The sequence below is a fragment of the Nocardia rhizosphaerae genome (assembly GCF_042650365.1).
GTDB lineage: Bacteria > Actinomycetota > Actinomycetes > Mycobacteriales > Mycobacteriaceae > Nocardia > Nocardia rhizosphaerae.
Genome location: NZ_JBHSBA010000005.1, coordinates 783,312 through 803,257 on the forward strand (window position 1 = coordinate 783,312; position 19,946 = coordinate 803,257).

20 protein-coding genes and 1 pseudogene are annotated in these 19,946 nt (G+C 65.7%); 9 read left to right on the forward strand and 12 right to left on the reverse strand.

Features of this window, described 5'->3' with window-relative positions; translation table 11 throughout:
- The first annotated feature begins 28 nt into the window (after positions 1 to 28).
- Positions 29 to 1,216 carry a lipase family protein gene (locus ACFOW8_RS13205; protein WP_378550631.1) on the forward strand — a complete coding sequence of 396 codons (1,188 nt, stop codon included), beginning with the start codon at positions 29 to 31 and terminating at the stop codon, positions 1,214 to 1,216.
- A 98-nt stretch (positions 1,217 to 1,314) separates the two neighbouring features.
- Here the strand turns inward: ACFOW8_RS13205 and ACFOW8_RS13210 are convergent, their stop codons facing one another.
- Both ACFOW8_RS13210 and ACFOW8_RS13215 read right to left on the reverse strand, forming a co-directional pair.
- Complete coding sequence (locus tag ACFOW8_RS13210; protein ID WP_378550633.1) at positions 1,315 to 1,869, reverse strand: hypothetical protein; 555 nt, start codon at positions 1,867 to 1,869, stop codon at positions 1,315 to 1,317.
- A 65-nt stretch (positions 1,870 to 1,934) separates the two neighbouring features.
- Entirely contained in the window at positions 1,935 to 3,425 is a 1,491-nt protein-coding gene (locus ACFOW8_RS13215) for an MFS transporter (protein WP_378550635.1), read from the reverse strand.
- Between the two features lie 103 nt (positions 3,426 to 3,528).
- Between ACFOW8_RS13215 and ACFOW8_RS13220 the strand changes: the two genes are divergently transcribed.
- Positions 3,529 to 4,413 (forward strand): helix-turn-helix domain-containing protein, encoded by an 885-nt coding sequence (locus ACFOW8_RS13220; protein WP_378550637.1) that lies wholly within the window; start codon positions 3,529 to 3,531, stop codon positions 4,411 to 4,413.
- Here ACFOW8_RS13220 and ACFOW8_RS13225 read toward each other — a convergent pair.
- Positions 4,403 to 5,362, reverse strand: a complete 960-nt coding sequence (locus tag ACFOW8_RS13225; RefSeq protein ID WP_378550639.1) for an NAD-dependent epimerase/dehydratase family protein — start codon at positions 5,360 to 5,362, stop codon at positions 4,403 to 4,405. The genes ACFOW8_RS13220 and ACFOW8_RS13225 overlap by 11 nt on opposite strands.
- A 151-nt stretch (positions 5,363 to 5,513) precedes the next feature.
- Here ACFOW8_RS13225 and ACFOW8_RS13230 point away from each other — a divergent pair, with 151 nt between their 5' ends.
- From ACFOW8_RS13230 to ACFOW8_RS13240, 3 genes are all read left to right on the forward strand, one after another.
- Complete coding sequence (locus ACFOW8_RS13230) at positions 5,514 to 6,251, forward strand: TetR/AcrR family transcriptional regulator (protein WP_378550641.1); 738 nt, start codon at positions 5,514 to 5,516, stop codon at positions 6,249 to 6,251.
- 68 nt (positions 6,252 to 6,319) lie between these two features.
- Entirely contained in the window at positions 6,320 to 6,751 is a 432-nt protein-coding gene (locus tag ACFOW8_RS13235) for a PPOX class F420-dependent oxidoreductase (protein WP_378550643.1), read from the forward strand.
- A 102-nt stretch (positions 6,752 to 6,853) separates the two neighbouring features.
- On the forward strand, positions 6,854 to 7,210 hold the full coding sequence (locus tag ACFOW8_RS13240; protein ID WP_378550645.1) for a nitroreductase/quinone reductase family protein: 357 nt from the start codon (positions 6,854 to 6,856) through the stop codon (positions 7,208 to 7,210).
- An 11-nt stretch (positions 7,211 to 7,221) separates the two neighbouring features.
- Here the strand turns inward: ACFOW8_RS13240 and ACFOW8_RS13245 are convergent, their stop codons facing one another.
- The 7 genes from ACFOW8_RS13245 to ACFOW8_RS13275 all read right to left on the reverse strand — a co-directional run bounded on the left by ACFOW8_RS13245 (position 7,222) and on the right by ACFOW8_RS13275 (position 13,716).
- Positions 7,222 to 7,791, reverse strand: a complete 570-nt coding sequence (locus tag ACFOW8_RS13245; RefSeq protein ID WP_378550647.1) for a hypothetical protein — start codon at positions 7,789 to 7,791, stop codon at positions 7,222 to 7,224.
- A gap of 169 nt (positions 7,792 to 7,960) precedes the next feature.
- Complete coding sequence (tuf, locus tag ACFOW8_RS13250) at positions 7,961 to 9,151, reverse strand: elongation factor Tu (protein ID WP_378550649.1); 1,191 nt, start codon at positions 9,149 to 9,151, stop codon at positions 7,961 to 7,963.
- Between the two features lie 112 nt (positions 9,152 to 9,263).
- The gene (fusA, locus tag ACFOW8_RS13255) at positions 9,264 to 11,366 is read right to left on the reverse strand and encodes an elongation factor G (protein ID WP_378550651.1); all 2,103 of its coding nucleotides are present in this window, start codon (positions 11,364 to 11,366) and stop codon (positions 9,264 to 9,266) included.
- 150 nt (positions 11,367 to 11,516) lie between these two features.
- On the reverse strand, positions 11,517 to 11,987 hold the full coding sequence (rpsG, locus tag ACFOW8_RS13260) for a 30S ribosomal protein S7 (protein WP_019049358.1): 471 nt from the start codon (positions 11,985 to 11,987) through the stop codon (positions 11,517 to 11,519).
- A 1-nt stretch (position 11,988) separates the two neighbouring features.
- Positions 11,989 to 12,363 (reverse strand): 30S ribosomal protein S12, encoded by a 375-nt coding sequence (rpsL, locus tag ACFOW8_RS13265; protein ID WP_014353064.1) that lies wholly within the window; start codon positions 12,361 to 12,363, stop codon positions 11,989 to 11,991.
- Positions 12,364 to 12,631: 268 nt separating this feature from the next.
- Positions 12,632 to 13,195, reverse strand: a complete 564-nt coding sequence (locus ACFOW8_RS13270) for a DUF3558 domain-containing protein (RefSeq protein ID WP_378550655.1) — start codon at positions 13,193 to 13,195, stop codon at positions 12,632 to 12,634.
- Positions 13,192 to 13,716 carry a DUF3558 domain-containing protein gene (locus ACFOW8_RS13275; protein ID WP_378550657.1) on the reverse strand — a complete coding sequence of 175 codons (525 nt, stop codon included), beginning with the start codon at positions 13,714 to 13,716 and terminating at the stop codon, positions 13,192 to 13,194. Before ACFOW8_RS13275 ends, ACFOW8_RS13270 begins: the two co-directional genes overlap by 4 nt.
- Positions 13,717 to 14,686: 970 nt before the next feature.
- Between ACFOW8_RS13275 and ACFOW8_RS13280 the strand changes: the two genes are divergently transcribed.
- From ACFOW8_RS13280 to ACFOW8_RS13290, 3 genes are all read left to right on the forward strand, one after another.
- Positions 14,687 to 14,971: a hypothetical protein gene (locus ACFOW8_RS13280; RefSeq protein WP_378550659.1), complete on the forward strand. Its 285-nt coding sequence runs from the start codon at positions 14,687 to 14,689 to the stop codon at positions 14,969 to 14,971.
- Between the two features lie 170 nt (positions 14,972 to 15,141).
- Positions 15,142 to 16,377 carry a hypothetical protein gene (locus ACFOW8_RS13285; RefSeq protein ID WP_378550661.1) on the forward strand — a complete coding sequence of 412 codons (1,236 nt, stop codon included), beginning with the start codon at positions 15,142 to 15,144 and terminating at the stop codon, positions 16,375 to 16,377.
- A 126-nt stretch (positions 16,378 to 16,503) separates the two neighbouring features.
- Positions 16,504 to 17,520 (forward strand): ParB/RepB/Spo0J family partition protein, encoded by a 1,017-nt coding sequence (locus tag ACFOW8_RS13290; protein ID WP_378550663.1) that lies wholly within the window; start codon positions 16,504 to 16,506, stop codon positions 17,518 to 17,520.
- A gap of 56 nt (positions 17,521 to 17,576) precedes the next feature.
- Here ACFOW8_RS13290 and lepB read toward each other — a convergent pair whose 3' ends face one another.
- Positions 17,577 to 18,347, reverse strand: coding sequence for a signal peptidase I (lepB, locus tag ACFOW8_RS13295; protein WP_378550665.1), 771 nt, complete (start codon positions 18,345 to 18,347; stop codon positions 17,577 to 17,579).
- 283 nt (positions 18,348 to 18,630) lie between these two features.
- Between lepB and ACFOW8_RS13300 the strand changes: the two genes are divergently transcribed.
- Positions 18,631 to 18,858, forward strand: coding sequence for a hypothetical protein (locus ACFOW8_RS13300; protein WP_378550667.1), 228 nt, complete (start codon positions 18,631 to 18,633; stop codon positions 18,856 to 18,858).
- A 684-nt stretch (positions 18,859 to 19,542) separates the two neighbouring features.
- Here the strand turns inward: ACFOW8_RS13300 and ACFOW8_RS13305 are convergent.
- Positions 19,543 to 19,836, reverse strand: a pseudogene (locus ACFOW8_RS13305) (integrase core domain-containing protein); the annotation flags it as partial.
- Positions 19,837 to 19,946: the final 110 nt, after the last annotated feature.

Genomic DNA, 19,946 nt, shown 5'->3' on the forward strand with positions numbered 1-19,946 from the left:
GGATTTCGCTGGCCTGCTGGCCAGATGCATGCTGATTACCGGCGCCGTGACCGGCGCGACGGTGCTTGCGAGCGCGGGCACCGTCCAGGCGATCCCGCTCTATCCCACCCCAGACCCCGATCCGTTCTACGCGGCGCCGCCCGATCTGGCTGCCAGGAAACCAGGTGAAGTGCTCGCCACCAGGGCGATGCCGCCGTTGCTCATCTTCCCCGGCACCACGGTGACGCTGGTGAAGTTCCGGTCGACCAGTTCCCTCGGGCAGCCGATCGCGGCGACGACCACCGTGCTCACCCCGCCCGCCCACCGCACCGACGGCCCGGTGCTGTCGTATCAGCACATCATCAACGGCCTCGGCACCAGGTGCGCGGTCTCGCGGGTGCTGTACTCCGGTGACCCGAACGTGCAGATCCGCGAGGCCATCGCGTTGAACGCGGTGCTGGCGCGCGGCTGGAGTGTGGCGCTGCCCGACCATCTCGGGCCCACCTTCGCCTACGGCGCGGCCCGGCTCGGCGGGCAGATCACCCTCGACGGTGTCCGTGCCCTGCGGCAGGCACCCGACCTGCGCATGGCGGACAGCCCGGTGGTGCTGGCAGGCTACTCCGGCGGCGGGATGGCGACCGCGTGGGCGGCCGCCCTCGCCCCGACCTACGCCCCCGAACTCGAGATCGCCGGCGCCGCGGCCGGTGGGGTGCCGATGAACATGGTGACGATGCTGGAAGCGCTCAACTACCGCAGCCATCCGGCCTTCGGGCTGGTGCTGGCGGCCGGGATCGGGCTCGAACGCGAATATCCCGACCGGTTCCCGATCAGTGAGTCGATGAACAGCCGCGGCCTGGCCGCCAGGGCGGCGGTGGCCGACGGCTGCACCAACGAGATCCTGGCGGCCGGTGCGGGCCACAGCGTCCGCGATTTCGCGGCGAGCATGTCGCTGGTCGCCGATCCGGCCGCGCGGGCCGTCGTGGAGGAGAACAGCCTCGAACTCTTCGACGGCATCCCCACCATGCCGATCTTCGAATGGCATTCGCCATCGGACCCGCTGATCCCGATCGCCGCCATCGACAATGTCAACCGCCGCTACTGCGCCGCCGGGGTGCGCCTGTTCTCGCACCACACCTTCTCGCCCGAACACCTCAGCGCGGCGGTGCTCGGCATTCCGGCGGCACTGGGCTGGATCGACGCCAGGTTCCGCGGCGACCCGGCACCGTCTACGTGCTGATCGCGAAGGCTGGGCCACGCTGAGCGGCCACTTCCGCACCGATTGGCACCATCGCGCACCGTTCGTTCGATTTGTGTGGGCGCAGCGCGGGCACGCTGCTAGCTGCCGCTACCGCCACGCCCACCCAGGCCGCCGCGCTGGATCACGGTGCCGCTCTTGGTCTTGATCTCGACATCGCGGGGGCGCAGGGTGGTGCCGCCGCTCGGCGCCTTGCCGATCATGGTGTCGCCGCCGTAGTAGTAGTGGTACTGGGTACCGCTGGACGACCAGCCACGGCCGCCCGATCCGCCACCCACCGAACTGCATTCGTGATCGGCGACCACGGTCTGCGTGCCGTTCGCGTCGGTACGCACGCAGGAGGCCACCACCGGATCGCGGCCGGGATCGTAGGTGAGCAGATACCCACCGCCGACCAGCGCGGCGATCCCGGCGACCGCGATCAGCCCGACCTTCCGCGCGGTGCTCGACGAATGGCGGGACTCGGCCAGGACGGCCCTGACCGCACGCTGCCGGTCGTCCTGTTCCCGCATCTCCGCCGCGGTCGCGGGCACCGGGTTCTTCTCCCACCGGATCGGCTCGAACCGCCGGAACGGTGTATCCGATCCCGACGCGTCCTCCGCCGACCGCGAATGTGATTGGGCCCCATCGTTCATCGTCCCCCCTTACCGCACCTTCACCATAGTGCCGGATCCGCACGGCCGATTCCGGCCCCCGCGCACTACCGCGGCGCGAGCTCCGCGGCGGGGCCGTGGCGATCCCGATCGCGCAGCACCCGCACCGCGATCACGCCGAGCAGTGCGTGCAGCAGCGCACCGGCCAGGGCCACCGCGCGGAGACCGTGGACGAACGCGGCGCGCGCGTCGTCGAGCACGGCGGGCGCGATACCGGGTAGCGCCAGGGTCTCGCCGAGGGTCGGCGCGAGCTCGGGACCATTGAGCCGGAACAGTACGGCGGCCAATGATCCGAACAGCGCGATGCCGAGGGCATTGCCCAGCTCGTTGCCGGTTTCGGCGAGTGCGGCCGCCGAGCCGGCCCGCTCGGCGGGCACCGCGGCGACCGCGATGTCGGCGACGACACTGAACGAGATGCCGTAGCCGACGCCGGCGACGGCGGTCGCGAGGACGTACCAGCCGACACCTCCATCGGACCCGGCGGGCAGCAGCAACAGCAGTCCCACGGCGATACCGCCATGCGCGGTGATCAGCGCCGCCGGCCGCCCGACCCGCGCGACGACGGCAGGCGTTCCGACCGCAGCCACCGTGAGCACGAGGGCGCCTGGCACCGCGAGCAGCGCCGCGTCGGCGACCGACATGCCGAGCACCGACTGGAGATAGGTCCCGGTGAGGTAGGCCGTCGCCGACCACGCGGCCAGCGGCAGGAACGCCGTGACGATGGCAACGGCGAACACCCGGTTGCCGAACAGCCCGAAGTCCACGAGCGGGTTCGCGATCCGCCCCTGCCTGCGCCCGAACCAGCCGAGCAGGACGACACCGGTCACCCCGAACAGCAGCACACCCGTCGAGAACCCTTCCGCCGCCATGTGCTTCACCGCGTACATGGTGGCGAGCAGGCCCGTCGCCGAGCTGAGCACGCTCAGCACATCGATGCGCCCGCTCCCCACCGCGCGCACCTCACCGAGCAACATCGGCGCGAATATCAGGAACAGCGCGACCACGGGAACGTTGATCAGCAGCACCGAACCCCACCAGAACCGGCTCAGCAGCTGACCGGCGACGACGGGCCCGATGGCGAAGCCGGCCGCGAAGGTGGCGGCGAAGATGCCGATGGCCTGCGCCCGGCGACGCGGATCGGGGAACAGGGTGCCGAGCACGGCCAGCGCCGACGGCAGCAGGGTGGCACCGGCCACGCCCATCAGCACCCGGAAGGCGATGAGCGATTCCGGGCTCGTCGCCAGCGCGGCGCCCACTGAGCCGAGACCGAACAGGGCGGCGCCGATCAGCAGCAACCGCTTCCGGCCGTACCGGTCGCCGATGGTGCCGAACGCGATGAGCAGCGATCCGACCGCGAAGCCGTAACCGTCCAGGATCCACAGGGATTGGTCGGCCGAGGGCGCCAGCGCGGCGGTGACTGCGGGCATGGCGAGAAACAGCACCGAACCGTCCATCGCGACCAGCAGCACCGGGCCGAGGACGACGAGCAGACCGAACCAGGCCCGCAATTCGCCGGATTTCAGGGGAAGTCGTGTCATGGCACCCACCCTGCGGCGGTCCGGCGCGGGCAACCAGACACCTGTCATGGGTACACCTCGCCGGGATACCCGCGCCACGCCGATGCCCCCTACCCTCGACGGTATGGAGTTGGAGACCCTCGGCACGTTCCTCAAGAACCGGCGCGACCGGATCACCCCCGATCAGATCGGTCTGAAGACGTTCGGGGTGACCCGCCGGGTGCCTGGGCTCCGCAGGGAGGAACTCGCGCAACTGGCCGGGGTGAGCGCCGGATATTACACGCGGCTGGAGCAGGATCAGGCGGGCACGGCGTCGGCGCAGGTCATCGAGGCCATCGCGCGGGTGCTGCAACTCGATCCGGCCGAGACCACCCACCTGCGCAATCTCGCGGGCCGCTCCGGTGCACCCCGGCTGGTGCGTGAGGCACCGGAGCAACCGCACGAGCGGGTACTCACCCTGCTCGCCTCCCTCGGTGACACCGTTCCGGCGGTGATCCTCGGTCGTCGCGGCGATGTGCTGGCGTGGAACCGCCCCGGCCACACCCTTGTCGCCGAACATCTCGACTTCGACGCTCCCCGCGACCTGGACCGGCGACCCTCGATCCCGCGCATGTTCTTCCTCGACCCGCTCACCCGCGACCTGTACCGCAACTGGACCGACCTGGCCCGCATCCATGTGGCCTACCTGCGGCTCACCGCGGGCCGCCACCCCACCGACGCCGACCTCGCCGAGCTGATCGGCGAATTGGCCATGCGCAGTAGCGAATTCGCGACCATGTGGGCCACAGGCGAGGTCGCCGACTGCACGGTCGGCCCGATGGACCTGCGCCATCCGACCATCGGCCGCGTCGATGTCGACTACCAGGTGTGGCTGCAGCCCGACAGCCCCGACCACCGCCTCGAGATCTACACCGCGCGCGACGCGGCTTCGGCCGACGCGTTGCGTCTGCTCACCACTGCCGGCCTGCCGCGCGGACTGGACCCGGCGGAAAGCCCGGTCAACCGATGAGCCGATCCCGCGTGGACCGACCCGGCTGATCGGCGTCCATCGCACGAAGGGTGGCTTCGAGCGCGAGGCGGGTCGGCGTCGGCTCGATGCCGAATCGCTCGGTCGCCGCCGACGAGTTCAGGACGAACGGGCGGTCGAATTGATAACGCAGTTCGCGGATTTCGCGAGCGTCGGCATTGACGAGTCCGGCCGTCCACAACAGTGCCGACGGCATGCGGCGGACCCGCGCCGGGGGCGCGCCCGCGAGGGTGGCGGTCAGCGCAGCCAGCGATCGAACCGACATCGGGGCCGGAGTCGGCACGTGCCACGGCCTGCCAAGGGCGGCTTCGTCGTCGGCCAGTGCGACGAGGGTCCGGGCCACGTCGTCGACGGCGGTCCAGCTGTGCGGGACGTCCGGGTCGCCGGGGAACATGGCCACCTTGCCCGCGACGACCGCGGGCAGGACCACCGCCGTGAATGTCGAGTTCGCGCCTGCGCCCAGGTAGTCGGAGCCGCGCACCTCCGCGGTGCGAATGCGGCCTTCCTGGTGCGCGGACAAAGCCTCGTTCCAGAGATCGGCTCGCACGCGCCCCTTCGCGGCGATGGGGCGCGATGGACGCGATTCGTCGACCGGGCCGTCGAATTGCCCGTAGCCGTAGAGGTTTCCGACGGTGAGCAGGACCGCGCCGGAGGCTTCGGCGGCACCGATCGCGGCGCGGATCAGCGGAGGGAAACCGGCGGCCCACCGCGCGTACGGGAGGCCCGCGCACTGGTGGATGGCGGTCGCTTGCGCGCAGTGCGGCGCCAGAGCCGCGGCGTCGGCGGCATCGACGGGGATGCGCGTGATGCGTGGCCGCTCCGGCCCTGATCCGCTGCGTGTGAGGAGGCGAACGTCGTCGCCTCGCGCAGCCAGGAGTTGAGCGGTGGCAGACCCGACGGGTCCAGCTCCGATGACGACGTGCAGGGACATGAGGATCCTCGATCCAGACAGGTGTTCCTATTCGAGAACAGCGTTCTCTACCGGTTTCGACACTATGCGCGGATCAGCACACTGTCAAGAACAGCGTTCTCGAAAGAGGCAGATGTTCTCGAATCAGCCAGGCGTTCTCTACACTGGTCTCATGTCCGCCCCCGCACTGCGAGCCCGCGTCCGCTCGGAAATGATCGAGGAGATCAAGGCCGCCGCCCGCCGACGCCTGGCGACCGACGGGGCCGACCTCTCGCTGCGCGGGGTCGCTCGCGATCTCGGCATCGTCGCCTCCGCCCTCTATCGCTACTTCCCCAGCCGAGACGATCTCCTCACCACCCTGATCCGCGAGGGCTATGAATCCCTCGGCGCGGCAGCAACTTCCGCTGCCGCGAAGCTTCCCGGCGACGACTACCGTGGCCGCTGGCTCGCGGCCTGCGGTGCCATACGCGACTGGGCGCTGGCCCACCCCGCCGAGTACGGCTTGCTGTACGGCAGCCCGGTCCCCGGCTACAAAGCCCCCGCCGACACTGTCGGCCCGGCCTCGATCGTGGTCCTCCTGCTCTCCGATATCGCCGCCGAGGCGGTCGCTGCCGGACACCTCGAGCCCCCACCGGCGGCCACTCCGCTCCCCACCGCCGTCAGCGCCGACCTGCGCGCCCTGATCGAGCGGCGCTCACAGACCGAACAGGTGACGGGCGACCTCCCGGCGGAGGTCCTCGACCGCGTATTCGCCGGCTGGACACAGCTTTTCGGTCTGGTCAACTTCGAGATCTTCGGCCGGCTGGACGGCGCGATCGAGTCGCGCGCGGAGTACTTCGCCCACCACATGGCCCTCATGGCAGATCTCGTGGGGCTGCCCCACCCGATGAGTTCGGGGGCCCGGGCATAAATCGACAGTGGCCGGGGTTCGTCCCGACGACAGGTCATTCGCGTCCGCCCCAACCAGGAGTCCTGACGATGCCGGAATCCCCGCTCGACCCGCACGCTCTGCTCGCCGCGGCCCGGCTCGGCGTGCTCGCCACCATCAAGTCCGACGGGCTGCCCCAGCTGTCCCCGGTCACGCCGTACTACGACCGGGAGGCGGGCGTCGTCTACGTTTCCATCACCGAGGGCAGGGCCAAGACCGCCAATCTGCGCCGCGATCCAAGGGCCGCCATCGAGGTCACCAGCGCCGACGGCTGGTCGTGGGCCACCGCCGAGGGCGCCGTCACCCTCATCGGACCGGGGACCGACCCCGACGGGCCGGAGGTCGACGCCCTGGTCGACTACTATCGCGCCGCCGCGGGCGAGCACCCGGACTGGCGGGAGTACCGCGAGGTCATGGTTTCGGATCGGCGGGTGCTGATGGCATTGACCGTCTCCCACGTGTACGGCGCCTCGGTGCGCTGACCACCCCGGATCGCTTCGGCACCAGCGCCGTTCGGCACAGTGCCGCATTCCTCGGTACCGTGGATTCGACGGGGGTTGTTCTTGTGAGGACAGGAGAATCCGATGAATCAGGGATCATTGCTGCGCAAGGCCGTCGGCGGATTCAACACGGGCATCGTCGCGCTCACCGAGGCGCCCGGCATCGGGAAGGTCCTCGGCAAGGCCTTCGCGCAGATCACCTACGTCGGCCGCCGCTCCGGCCGCACCTTCAGCACGCCGGTCAACTACCGCCGCTCCGGGACCGACTACGTGATCGGCGTGGCCATGCCCGACAAGAAAACCTGGTGGCGCAACTTCCTCGGCGATGGCGGACCGGTCACCCTGCGCATCGCAGGAGTCGACCACCGGGGGCATGCCGTGGCGGTCCGCGACGAGCGCGGCGGGGTGACGGTGCGCGTCCGGCTCGACGGCACCGCCTGAGACCTGTCAGGTCACGAGCTGCTGCCGCCGCGGCCGCCGAGCCCGCCGCGCTGGATCACCGCACCGCTCTTGGTCCTGATCTCGGCGTCGGAGGGCTTGATGGTGGTGCCGCCGGACGGCGTTCCCCCCATCGGCGCGGTGCCGCCGTAGTAATAGCGGTACTGCGGCCAGTTCAGGGTCGTCTTGCCGACATAGGATCCGCCGCCCGACCCTGAGCTCTGGCACAGACTGTCGGACACGACTGTCCGCTGCCCGCTCCGCTCCTCGCGCACGCACGACGCCACCACCGGCTCGGGGCTGTCGCCCTTGTCGAACAGATAGGCCCCGCCGATCAGCGCCGCGATCCCCACGCACACAAAGGTGCCGACCATCGCCGATGACCGATCCGCCTCGGCCTCGGCCTCACGCAGCTGCCGTCTGGCCCGCTCGTCGGACCGCCCTTCCGAGGGAAACCGGAACGGTTCCGGCGGCGGGGGCCGCTGCGGCCAACGCGGCGGCCGCGCCCCGCCGTCGGCCCCGCGGACGCCACCTGAATCTGCCTGTCCCCCAGCCTTGTCCAGAAATCCGCGATCGTCCGACACCGCTGCCACCCCCCTGCGCCGTTCTCTACATAGTGCCACGTCGGACACAACTGCCAGCACGATTTTCCGCCGCCCTTGGAAACTCCTTGCGACGCAACCTCCCCCGGAAACGCCGAACGGCGCCGCTCCCGAAGGAGCGACGCCGTAGGCGGTGTCAGTGACTACTGAATCACTTGACGATCTTGGTGACGCGACCGGCACCGACGGTGCGGCCACCCTCGCGGATCGCGAAGCGCAGGCCCTCGTCCATGGCGACCGGCTGGATCAGCTTGACGCTCATCTCGGTGTTGTCGCCCGGCATGACCATCTCGGTGCCCTCGGGGAGGGTGACGACACCGGTCACGTCGGTGGTGCGGAAGTAGAACTGCGGACGGTAGTTGTTGAAGAACGGGGTGTGGCGGCCGCCCTCGTCCTTCGACAGGATGTACGCCTGGCCCTCGAACTCGGTGTGCGGGGTGGTGGTGCCCGGCTTCACGACGACCTGGCCGCGCTCCACGTCCTCGCGCTTGATGCCACGAACCAGCAGGCCGACGTTGTCGCCCGCCTGGCCCTGGTCGAGCAGCTTGCGGAACATCTCGATACCGGTGACCGTGGTCTTGGTCTTCTCCGGACGGATGCCGACGATCTCGACTTCCTCGTTCACGTTGATGATGCCGCGCTCGACGCGACCGGTGACGACGGTGCCACGACCGGTGATCGTGAAGACGTCCTCGACCGGCATCAGGAAGGGGAGCTCGGTCTCACGGACCGGGTCCGGGATCGACTCGTCGACGGCGTTCATCAGCTCGAGAACCGACTCCGACCACTTCGCGTCGCCCTCGAGGGCCTTCAGGCCGGAGACCCGCACGACCGGCGCGTCCTCGTCGAACTCCTGCGAGGCCAGCAGCTCGCGGACCTCCATCTCGACGAGCTCGAGGATCTCCTCGTCGTCGACCATGTCCGACTTGTTCAGCGCGACCAGGATGTAGGGCACGCCGACCTGACGGGCGAGCAGCACGTGCTCACGGGTCTGCGGCATCGGGCCGTCGGTGGCGGCGACCACGAGGATGGCGCCATCCATCTGGGCCGCACCGGTGATCATGTTCTTGATGTAGTCGGCGTGGCCAGGGGCGTCGACGTGCGCGTAGTGGCGCTTCTCGGTCTGGTACTCGACGTGGGAGATGTTGATCGTGATACCACGAGCCTTCTCCTCCGGCGCCTTGTCGATCTGATCGAACGCGAACGTCTCGTTCAGGTCCGGGTACTTCTCGGCCAGCACCTTGGTGATAGCAGCCGTCAGCGTGGTCTTGCCATGGTCGACGTGACCGATGGTGCCGATGTTGACGTGGGGCTTCGTCCGCTCGAACTTCGCCTTCGCCACTGTGGTCCTCCTGGACTAGTTAGTGCGTGCTTTTGCAGCAGTGCGGTTATTAAGGGGGGTCGTGCTGACGCCCGGTTGCCGCGGCCTAGCGTACAAGGCCGCGGCAAGCGAATTACTCGCCGGTCGCCTTGGCGATGATCTCCTTGGACACGTTGGCCGGAACCTCCGCGTACTGGGCGAACACCATGGAGTAGTTCGCGCGACCCTGGGTCTTCGACCGCAGGTCACCGATGTAGCCGAACATCTCCGAGAGCGGAACCAGCGCCTTGACGACACGGGCACCACTGCGTTCCTCCATGGCCTGGATCTGGCCACGGCGGGAGTTGAGGTCGCCGATCACGTCGCCCATGTAATCCTCGGGCGTGATGACCTCGACCGCCATCAGCGGCTCGAGGATCACCGGACCGGCCTTGCGGGCCGCTTCCTTGAGGGCCTGCGAGCCCGCGATCTTGAACGCCATTTCCGACGAGTCGACGTCGTGGTACGCGCCGTCGAGCAGAGTGACCTTCAGGTTCACCAGCGGGTAGCCGGCGAGCACGCCGTACTGCATGGCGTCCTGGGCACCCGCGTCGACCGACGGGATGTACTCACGCGGAACGCGGCCACCGGTGACCTTGTTCTCGAACTCGTAGTGCGCGCCGTCCTCGCCGACGAACGGCTCGACCGCGATGATGACCTTCGCGAACTGGCCGGAGCCACCCGTCTGCTTCTTGTGCGTGAACTCGAGCTTCTCGACCGGCTTGGTGATCGTCTCGCGGTAGGCCACCTGCGGCTTACCGACGTTCGCCTCGACCTTGAACTCGCGCTTCATGCGGTCGACGAGGATGTCGAGGTGGAGCTCGCCCATGCCGCCGATGACGGTCTGGCCGGTCTCGGCGTCGAGCTTGACCGAGAACGTCGGATCCTCGCGCGCCAGCTTCTGGATCGCGGTGCCGAGCTTCTCCTGGTCGGACTTGGTCTTGGGCTCGATGGAGACCTCGATGACCGGGTCCGGGAAGGTCATCGACTCGAGGACGACCTGGTTCTGCGGATCGGACAGGGTGTCACCGGTGGTGGTGTCCTTCAGGCCGATCACGGCGTAGATGTGACCGGCGGAGGCGGTGCCGACCGGGTTCTCCTTGTTGGAGTGCATCTGGAACAGCTTGCCCAGACGCTCCTTCTTGCCCTTGGTCGAGTTGACGACCTGGGCGCCGGAGGCGACCTCGCCCGAGTACACGCGGACGTAGGTGAGCTCACCGAAGAAGGGGTGCACCGCGATCTTGAACGCCAGCGCCGAGAACGGCTCGTCGACGTTGGGCCTGCGGGTGACGGTCTCTTCCTCGTTGCCGGGCACGTGGCCTTCGGTGGCCTCGACGTCCAGCGGGGAGGGCAGGTAGTCGATGACCGCGTCGAGCATGGGCTGCACGCCCTTGTTCTTGAACGCGGAACCACACAGCACCGGGTACAGCTCGGAGGCGACGGTCATCTTGCGGATGGCGCCCTTGATCTCCTCGACGGAGAGCTCCTCGCCACCGAAGAACTTCTCGAGCAGCGCCTCGTCGGACTCGGCGACGGTCTCGATCAGTTCCTGGCGGTACTGCTCGGCCTTGTCCTTGAGGTCGGCCGGGATGTCGATGACCTCGTAGGACTCGCCGAGCTTGGTCTCGCCCTTCCACACCTTGGCATTGTTCTCGACCAGGTCGACGATGCCCTCGAAGTCGTTCTCCGCGCCGATCGGCAGCTGGATGACCAGCGGCTTGGCACCGAGGCGGTCCTTGATGGTCTGCACGGTGAAGTAGAAGTCGGCACCGAGCTTGTCCATCTTGTTCACGAAGCAGATACGCGGCACGTCGTACTTGTCGGCCTGACGCCACACCTGCTCGGACTGCGGTTCGACGCCCTCTTTACCGTCGAACACCGCGACGGCACCATCGAGCACGCGCAGCGACCGCTCCACCTCGACGGTGAAGTCGACGTGCCCTGGGGTGTCGATGATGTTGATCTGGTTGTCTTTCCAGAAGCAGGTGGTAGCGGCGGAGGTGATGGTGATACCACGCTCCTGCTCCTGCTCCATCCAGTCCATCGTGGCCGCGCCGTCGTGGACCTCACCGATCTTGTAGGTGATACCGGTGTAGAAGAGGATGCGTTCGGTAGTGGTGGTCTTGCCCGCATCGATGTGGGCCATGATGCCGATGTTGCGGACCTTGTTCAGGTCGGTGAGCACGTCCTGTGCCACGGAAATCTTCCCCGCTCGTTAGCTAGTTGGGATTCTCGGGAACGACCCTGGTTCGGGTCGTCACAATGTCAACGCCGGGGGCGGCACCGAGGTGCCGCGTCCCGACTGAAAGCCTTCCGGCGCCGACACTAGCGACGGGCCGGGCGGCAATCACCAGCGGTAGTGCGCGAAGGCCCGGTTCGACTCGGCCATCTTGTGGGTGTCCTCGCGACGCTTCACCGAAGCGCCGAGGCCGTTGCTGGCATCGAGGAGCTCGTTGGCGAGACGCTCGACCATGGTCTTCTCGCGACGGGCGCGCGAGTAGCTGACCAGCCAGCGCAGCGCCAGGGTGTTGGCGCGGCCGGGACGGACCTCGACCGGCACCTGGTAGGTGGCGCCACCGACACGGCGGGGCTTCACCTCGAGGGCGGGCTTGACGTTGTCCAGCGCACGCTTGAGGGTGACGACCGGGTCGGTGCCGGTCTTCTCGCGCGCCTGCTCCAGCGCACCGTAGACGATACGCTCGGCGGTGGACTTCTTGCCGTCCAGCAGGATCTTGTTGACCAGCTGAGTGACCAGCGGGGACCCGTAGACCGGGTCGTTGATCAGCGGACGCTTGGGTGCGGGGCCCTTGCGTGGCATATCAGCTCTTCTCCTTCTTGGCGCCGTAGCGGCTGCGAGCCTGCTTGCGGTTCTTCACACCCTGGGTGTCGAGCGAGCCACGGATGATCTTGTAGCGGACACCGGGGAGGTCCTTCACACGACCGCCACGCACGAGCACCATCGAGTGCTCCTGCAGGTTGTGGCCCTCGCCGGGGATGTAAGCCGTGACCTCGACCGCGCTGGTCAGGCGAACACGCGCGACCTTACGGAGCGCGGAGTTCGGCTTCTTCGGGGTCGTGGTGTACACGCGAGTGCACACGCCACGACGCTGCGGGCTCCCCTTCAGGGCCGCGGTCTTGGTCTTGGCGACCTTGTCGCGGCGACCCTTGCGGACCAGCTGGTTGATGGTTGGCATATACCGGCTTTCTGGCTCATCCCCGCCTGTGCGGGGACCCCTTTGGTGTTGGTCAACTTCTAACCTGCACGTCCAGCCACGTTTCCTTTGACCCGCGGTCGGGCGTGTCGCGCGCAGGTCAGTGGCCCTTCTCAGGGCACGCTGGAACGCACCGGCCGCTCTCGCTGGCCTACGTTCACGCACGAACTTGCCCGTAGCAATCCGGGCACAGCGATCCACGATACGCGCCCGCCCGAACCGGGGTCAAAGCGGGGGCCAGGTCACGGCGCTACCTGGCCCTGTTCAGGGTCAGTTCGACGAGCTTGGCCGCCACCGGACACGGGTCGGGGTGCGCGGATCCCGCACGGTAGTTGATCCACCAACCGACCACGCCTGCATCGGCGGCCTTCGCGGTGACCCCGCAGGAATCCGGGTCACCCGGCCGGCGGATCTCGACGGCCGACGCGCCTTGGATCGTGGTGATCGCCGAGTCGTACCCGAGCTTCTGATAGGTCTGCCGCTCGACATTGAGCGACCCGTTCTCATACCAGTTCAAGGTGAGCTTGGCATTGCCACCCGGCGCGCCCTCGACGTCCCACATGCACACCGCCCCGACGAACGAGTCGTTGAAATACGCGTTCCCGCCGACGGCGTCGGCCATCTGCGCCAGCGTCAGCACTTCGCATTCGCGCAGCAGCTTGTCGAAGTCCATGTTCACCGCACCGCTGCCGCCACCACCGGCACCGACCTCGACCGGCGTGCCGGGCACGGTCCGGCCGCAGCCGGCCAGCACGGTGCCCGCGGACACCATCGCGAGCACGACCGCCGCCGCGCGCATCGTCGCTCTCGTCACCGCAACCGCTCCAGCGTCAGTTCCGCGAGCTGCTCGGCCGCCGCACACGGCTCGCGGCCCGCGACGGTGTAGCCGAAGGTGGACCACTCGAAGAAGTCGTCGCCGAGGCTGATGGCGTAGTCGCACGTCGTGGTGCCGAGGCTGGAGCCGTGCGACTGGAACCCGGTGCGGCCCCGCAACGTGATGGACTCGGTCACCCGGTCCTTCGACTCCACCCAGGCCCGCTCCCGCTCGATCGGGCTGCCGCGATACGAGGCGAACGTCACCACGGCGGAATCCAGACCGGCCGACTGCCAGTTGCACCCGACCGCGTTGCGAAACACCGCCGACACCTGCGACAGCCCGGCGATCGATCGCACCTCGTCGTCGCTGACATGTCCGCACTCGCCGACGAAGGGGCCGAGCGCGGCGACCTTCGGCGGATTCCCTCGCGGACCCGACGCGTCGCCGGAGTCTCCCGATCCGCAGCCGGCGAGCGCCACGCAGGCCAGCCCGACCGCCACCGCAGGTTTGAACCGCATAGCCGAAACTCTACCTAGCGCGGTCGACGGCGGCAGACGCGAACAGGCGTGCGACACGACAACAGCTACCGATTCAGGCGAGCCGCCCGCCACCTCGCGGAGCCCGACAACCGCGCGATCTTGCCGCTGCCGCCAAAGGAACGCACGCCTCACCGACCGGGGACACCCGCCGAACAACGGCGTCCACAACAAAGTTTCCCGATTTCGGGGGCCTCCTGGGACCTCAGAGATCGTCACGACAGTGAGCCCCTTCACCCCTTCCACAGCGGCTTTGACACCTGCGTTCCTAAAGAACCCCGATCACCTTGACGAGTCGGGCGGTCAGCCGGGACAGCAGCGCAACCTCCAACTCTGGCGCCACATGCCCCCAGCAGCGTGACCGTTTCCGCAACGCACCACCCCAGGCAGTACCAGGTCGAGACCTCGGACCGGGCCCGAGCGCAGCAACCGGACCGCCGTAGCGGAGGTAGGCCAACATGAGCATGCTGTGTTGACCAGGATCCAGTGCCACCATCGTTATCCGCTCTCTGCGCAATGCCAGCTGATCACACCGGCGGGGAACATGCAGGGCCGAACGACGACTAGGGCACCGCCGCAGAGCAGAACCGTCAAGGAGGGCTCTGGTAGATGACCGTTCGTTCTGGACAAGCCCTCACCAGGCGATCCGCCGACTCGCACGCCACCCTACGATCAAACACCTTGCTGGGCAGCACGGTTCAGCTACCTATCGACATCGGCCCGGCGACCACCGGACCTTCTTCCACGTGTTTGGCACGCTTCCACGCCGAATGTGATGTGACTCACCATTCTTGTCGGGAACCGGAGTCCGTGGAGTCCCGTCCAATCCATATGAAGCCCAAAACAACTGCACCGCAACGGTTCCGACGGCGACGGCTGCTCGCTGCCTTGCGTGGTGAGTCCTGTACAGCCGCTATGTTCCTGTGTCACCGGGGGATTGGGAGAGATTGTCATGATGGTTGATCCAGATGAGTTGCGTGCGCTCTCTTCGTCCTTGACGAGTGTCGCGGCGTCGGCAGTAGACCTGAAACTGTCCGATGCGGTGCCGGAGACCACCGGGCTGACATTGTCGAGCGCGGTGGTCCGCTCAGTGGTCTCGGCGGTGGAATCGGTATGGAGAGGCTACGGGAGCCGGTGCCAGGAGGTTTCGACACTCGCGCGCGGCGGGGCGGATGACTATCAGATCACCGATCAAGAATTCTGCACGAGCATGAATAACGTGGAGGTCGCGCTGTGAGAAGTTCAAACGAACAGGCAGCAGGAACCGGCACCGCGGCGGAAACCCAGGTCGGCGCCTTTCCCACGTTGACCGAGGTCCGATCACAATGGCAGCCGTGGCAGCTAACGGAGGTAGGTCAATCAATTCTCAACCGGAACGGTCATTTCAGCGGGATTACAGACTCAGCGGTGACCTACATCCGCAACGCGGGCTCGCATTGGTCGGGGGATGCTTATCTGGCCGCCTACGATCGGGTTGCCGGTGACCGAGCCGCGGCGACGCGGGCAGCGACGTTGGTGAACGAGCTGGGCCAGCAACTGATCGATGGCGGCAATACCATGACCAGCCACCGCACGACGGTATTGAGTAAGGTCGACGATGCTCTCAGCGCGGGTGCAGATGTCTCCGACGACTGGGCAGTGACCGCAGCTACGGGTTCGTCGATCAGCGCTGATGATACCGCATACCACCAGTCACAAGTAACTTCAGCTTTGTCCGCACTGCTCACTGCCCAGACGGCTCTGGACGCCTCGGCGCGCACGACGGTCGCTGAGGTGAGCACAGCAGCTTCAGTGTTGAGCCCGAACGAAGGCACGTCGACTCAGCAAATCAGCGCCTTGGTGGGATCCCCAATCGCGGCTGCGAACACGGGCGACGAGAGTGGTGCCACCGGAAACCCAGCAACGACTACGCCCGCGAAGACAACCCCAGCGCAAACTATTGCGGCACAAACCGCTACGACCGCGCAGCCCGGCGCAGCGCCCCAGCCCAGCGGAACCCCGATCTCAGGTGACACGACAGGCGGGACGACCACACCCGCTACAACGGCACCATCGACCCCCTCCACCCCGACAGGCACCGGAAGCGACACCAACTCCGCTTTCGACCCGGACAATTGGTCACCGGAGAATGTGATATCCCTTTTGGACACCATCAGCAAATTCACCGGCAGCCTACCTGATATTCTCGATAAGCTCTCGACCCTCGCCAGCAATACGGACGAGATCATCACCGCTATCGGAACAGCGGGCGCGGCGATGATCGAAGCGTCGAACAGCGCCCAGGTCACGGGAACAACCGCGCCCGACACTAGCCAGTCAAGCGCCGGGAACCCCTCCGAGGCAACCACCGCCGAGAAACCGACCACCCCGACCGATCCAGGCGCTGGCGACACAAAGGGCAGCAATGGAAGCGGCAACCAAGCTGGTACGCCCACCAGCCCAGCGTCCGAGAAAGCGCCCAGTACTACCCCCACTGCTGCACAAGCAGCGGCCGGGCCCTCACAAACAACTGCCAGCAGCTTCGTCACACTGCCCTCAGCCAGCCGGAATGCGAACGACCACCAGCACCACAAGACAGTCGTGGCGCCCACATTAGGCAACCAAGACGGTATCGCCGAAGATGCACCACTTCTCAATATTTGATCCACTGACTCTGGTCGGTCAAATCGACTAAATATCCAAATGATTCAGCGAGGCCGAGGCAGGAAATGAAGTTCGCCGAGCCCTATTCTGCAGACTACGCGCCAGGTCCGCTGATCTAATTTCGCGATGCGGATCATCAAGAGCCACCAAACCGGAGGTCTCCCATCCGCCTGGATGGCCTGTGCCTGGAGATTGATCTTGTCTGTAGAATTAGAGCCCCACGTCTATTACAACTTTCGATCCAACCTGAGTTCATCGCCCGAGCCAACACCGGTCGACCTGGTCAAACTTGCCTATTCACCGAGGCTGCGCGGTCTCGACAATCGACACATCAAATATCTGATCGACACGGACCAAGCGCTGCCTCCGATTATTGTCAACCGTCGATCTATGGAGGTAATCGATGGCGCGCACCGCTTGATGGCTGCACGGCGGCGTGGCACTCCAACGATCATGGTCCAATTCTTTGAAGGCACTGACGCCGAGGCCTTTCTGTTCGCTGTACACGCGAATGCCGAGCAAGGTTTGCCCCTGACCAGAGAGGATCGCCAGGCAGCAACTCGTCGAATCGTGGCGACACATCCAGAATGGTCCGATCGCATGATCGCCGACATGGTCGGAATCTCGACGAAAACCGTAGCATCAATCCGATCCTGTTCAACTGACACCGGGACCCAGTTGAACAAAAGATTGGGCAAGGACGGAAAGATGCGACCACTCGACAGCACGGCTGCGAGGCTGCGCGCAACAGAGATACTCAAATTGAACCCCAACTCCTCTCTACGGGAGGTAGCCAGAGCTGTGGGACTCTCACCGGCAACTGTCAGGGATGTCAAGGCTCGACTGCGACACGACCAACTGGGTCCCGTCGACCAGACTGGTCAGAGCGCCGAAAAAGAAATCCTACCTGCCGCTACTGTGGATGTCCTGCTGAACAGACTCCGCAAAGATCCGTCGCTGACGTCGACGGATGATGGACGGGCACTTCTCCGCTTCTTTGCCGGAACAATCGATCAACGCAGCGCTAGACGGTTGATTCAGACTGTTCCGGCACATCAGATATCGGCAGCTGCCGAACTAGCGAACGCTTGTGCCAACATTTGGCACGAATTCTCCGTCAACCTTGCGAATCGCAAATCTTGACCCGCCGATGACATCGGTCAACAACTTCCTTTACGACCACGGACTGCACACCAACTTCAGCCGTGAGGATCTTGCGAATGAACCGGTCCAAGTCGACTTGGTGGCCAGATCTTGAAGACAGTCTTACCACGGACATTGTCAAACGGAACAGTTCCCTGAAGATCGTCGCTGACATGCGCCCTTGAATCTCGCGACTCGTTGCGGTTGTCGCCCATTACCCACATGTGCCCGTCCGGCACCGTCACAGGTCCGAACACTCGCCCAGCTGGGTAGACCGCGTTGGGTCGGTCGGTATACCACGGATGATCCTTCTTGATATAGGGCTCATCGAGCGGCTTACCGTCAACCATCACCCGACCTTGGGCATCGCAACACTGCACAGTCTGTCCACCGACTGCGATGACGCGTTTCACCAAGTCGTTCTCATCTGGAGGGACGAGACCGAAGTAGGCGAGGAAGTTCTGCATGCCCCTCACAACCGTGTTATCAGAGCGTATGGACTTGTACAGGTCATTCCACGACGGCGGCCCTACGAACACCACCACGTCACCAGGAGCGGGATCGCTACCGTAATAGGTGATCTTCTGCACGTAGATGCGATCCCCGATTTGAAGGGTGTCCTCCATAGATTGCGACGGGATAACATACGGCCTGCCAACGAAGGTCACCATCAGAGCTGCGATTACGGCAGCGATCACAATGAGAATCGGGAATTCTTGCCAGAAGGGTCGCTGCTTTCTCTCTCCCCGCTTGTGTCGGTGGGTCCCACCTTCGTCGTCCCGAGCGGACATCGATGCCGACTTCGTCTCGTCTGTCACAACAGACATCGTATCCGATGTACTTCACCTTTAGCCAGTTCCGAGATTGGCTCAACCAGGCCTCCTCACGCCACTGGAGGACTGGCCTCACTGCCGGCCAGCGTCACAATCTGCGGCCGCCAAGTGTCCTTGAACTGCGAAGTGGTTGAACGGCTATTGATAGGTTGATACGAGCTTTGAGAAGGTTCTTCCCGAGCAGGCAACGAGGGGATTCGCGCCAAAGTTTCACCACTTAGGTGATCGACGGCCTTTACGTACTGCTCTGTCCTATGAACCAAATCTTGGGAGAAAAATGTTTCGAAAAATCGGCGGCACTGTTCTGGCGGCTACCGCAATCATTCTGGGCGCAAGCGGGGTCGCCTCGGCTGAATATATCGGCCCGTTCGACACCTGGGAACAATGCGAAGCCTCACGTGCGGTAGCCGCAACGCAGATCAACGGCATCGTGACGGACTGCCTCGGAGGTGCGGCATTCGGCCTTGACGGATCCAAGTTCTACTTCAACAAGCTGTATCACTAATCCTGGAGATACGGCAGCCTCTCCACCAACTCGAAAACAGGAGAAGCCCGATATCTCGGCGCACGGCCCGTTGTACCGCTAAACCTTTCGAGTGGCCGGCTCGTCTCCTTGCGCCACACCGACCAATATACGTCGGTGCGCCCCATGCTGACGCGATCCCGAATATTGCGCGGCAACAACCTCGCGCCTGAGAACTCAAACCAGTCGGGCCTCATATAGCCGGGTGGTGGGAAGCCAGAATTCCTACCACCCGGCTGTACACACGTTCCAGATTCCCGCTGCAATAACCAACAGATAGGAACCCGCAAATGAACCGGTTCGGTAAGGCTGTCGCTACAGGTGCGATCGTACTCGCAGGGGTAACACTCGGCTCGATATCGACCGCATCAACCGCTCATGCTACCCCGTTTGGTTGTACTGCGGGGTATCTAGCATTGGGTGCGGCGGCTGCTAGCGCGCCAGCAGCGACGACCGGCGCCGGAGGGGTCGCTGTCGTCCTAAGGGATGTCCCGTAATCCGTTGAGTGGCAACGGGTATCGTGTCGCGGGTGGTGATCTCGGCGTCTGACCCGGTGATGGTGGAGTTGTTTTCCGGGCTGCGGCCACGCACGTTCGCTCGCCTGATCACCCAGTTGCGGCGCGAGGGCGCTGATGGGACTGCTGCAAGATCAGGTGACAGGTTCGGTCACGCAGCCTGACTGGCCGGTGGGGTCATGATGGTTTCGTATTCGATGGGTGTCAAACGGCCGAGGGCGGCTTGCCGTCGGCGGCGGTGGTAGGTCCGTTCGATCCAGGTGACGATCGCGATGCGCAATTCCTCACGGCTGCACCAGGATCGGCGATCGAGGACGTTCGTCTGCAGCAGCGCGAAGAAACTCTCCATAGCGGCGTTGTCACCGGCCGCGCCGACACGGCCCATCGATCCGGACATGCCGTGACGAGTCAAGGCGCCCACGAACTTCCGGCTTCGAAATTGACTGGGTTCAACCGGTCGTTGCAACACCGGGTTGTGGGAGTGAGCGTAGCTGCTCCTCGAACACCTCAGCCGGGGTCTTCCAGTCGAGGCTCTTGCGGGGTCGGTTGTTGAGC

Coding starts and splice junctions, on each gene's coding strand:
- ACFOW8_RS13220 (WP_378550637.1), top strand. CDS start 3,529: ATGGAGTTGGAGACCCTCGGCACGTTCCTCAAGAACCGGCGCGACCGG.
- rpsL (WP_014353064.1), bottom strand. CDS start 12,363: ATGCCAACCATCAACCAGCTGGTCCGCAAGGGTCGCCGCGACAAGGTC.
- ACFOW8_RS13280 (WP_378550659.1), top strand. CDS start 14,687: ATGATGGTTGATCCAGATGAGTTGCGTGCGCTCTCTTCGTCCTTGACG.
- ACFOW8_RS13230 (WP_378550641.1), top strand. CDS start 5,514: ATGTCCGCCCCCGCACTGCGAGCCCGCGTCCGCTCGGAAATGATCGAG.
- ACFOW8_RS13275 (WP_378550657.1), bottom strand. CDS start 13,716: ATGCGGTTCAAACCTGCGGTGGCGGTCGGGCTGGCCTGCGTGGCGCTC.
- ACFOW8_RS13300 (WP_378550667.1), top strand. CDS start 18,631: ATGTTTCGAAAAATCGGCGGCACTGTTCTGGCGGCTACCGCAATCATT.
- ACFOW8_RS13205 (WP_378550631.1), top strand. CDS start 29: ATGCTGATTACCGGCGCCGTGACCGGCGCGACGGTGCTTGCGAGCGCG.
- ACFOW8_RS13235 (WP_378550643.1), top strand. CDS start 6,320: ATGCCGGAATCCCCGCTCGACCCGCACGCTCTGCTCGCCGCGGCCCGG.
- ACFOW8_RS13215 (WP_378550635.1), bottom strand. CDS start 3,425: ATGACACGACTTCCCCTGAAATCCGGCGAATTGCGGGCCTGGTTCGGT.
- ACFOW8_RS13210 (WP_378550633.1), bottom strand. CDS start 1,869: ATGAACGATGGGGCCCAATCACATTCGCGGTCGGCGGAGGACGCGTCG.
- ACFOW8_RS13240 (WP_378550645.1), top strand. CDS start 6,854: ATGAATCAGGGATCATTGCTGCGCAAGGCCGTCGGCGGATTCAACACG.
- rpsG (WP_019049358.1), bottom strand. CDS start 11,987: ATGCCACGCAAGGGCCCCGCACCCAAGCGTCCGCTGATCAACGACCCG.
- ACFOW8_RS13290 (WP_378550663.1), top strand. CDS start 16,504: ATGCGGATCATCAAGAGCCACCAAACCGGAGGTCTCCCATCCGCCTGG.
- ACFOW8_RS13225 (WP_378550639.1), bottom strand. CDS start 5,362: ATGTCCCTGCACGTCGTCATCGGAGCTGGACCCGTCGGGTCTGCCACC.
- lepB (WP_378550665.1), bottom strand. CDS start 18,347: ATGTCTGTTGTGACAGACGAGACGAAGTCGGCATCGATGTCCGCTCGG.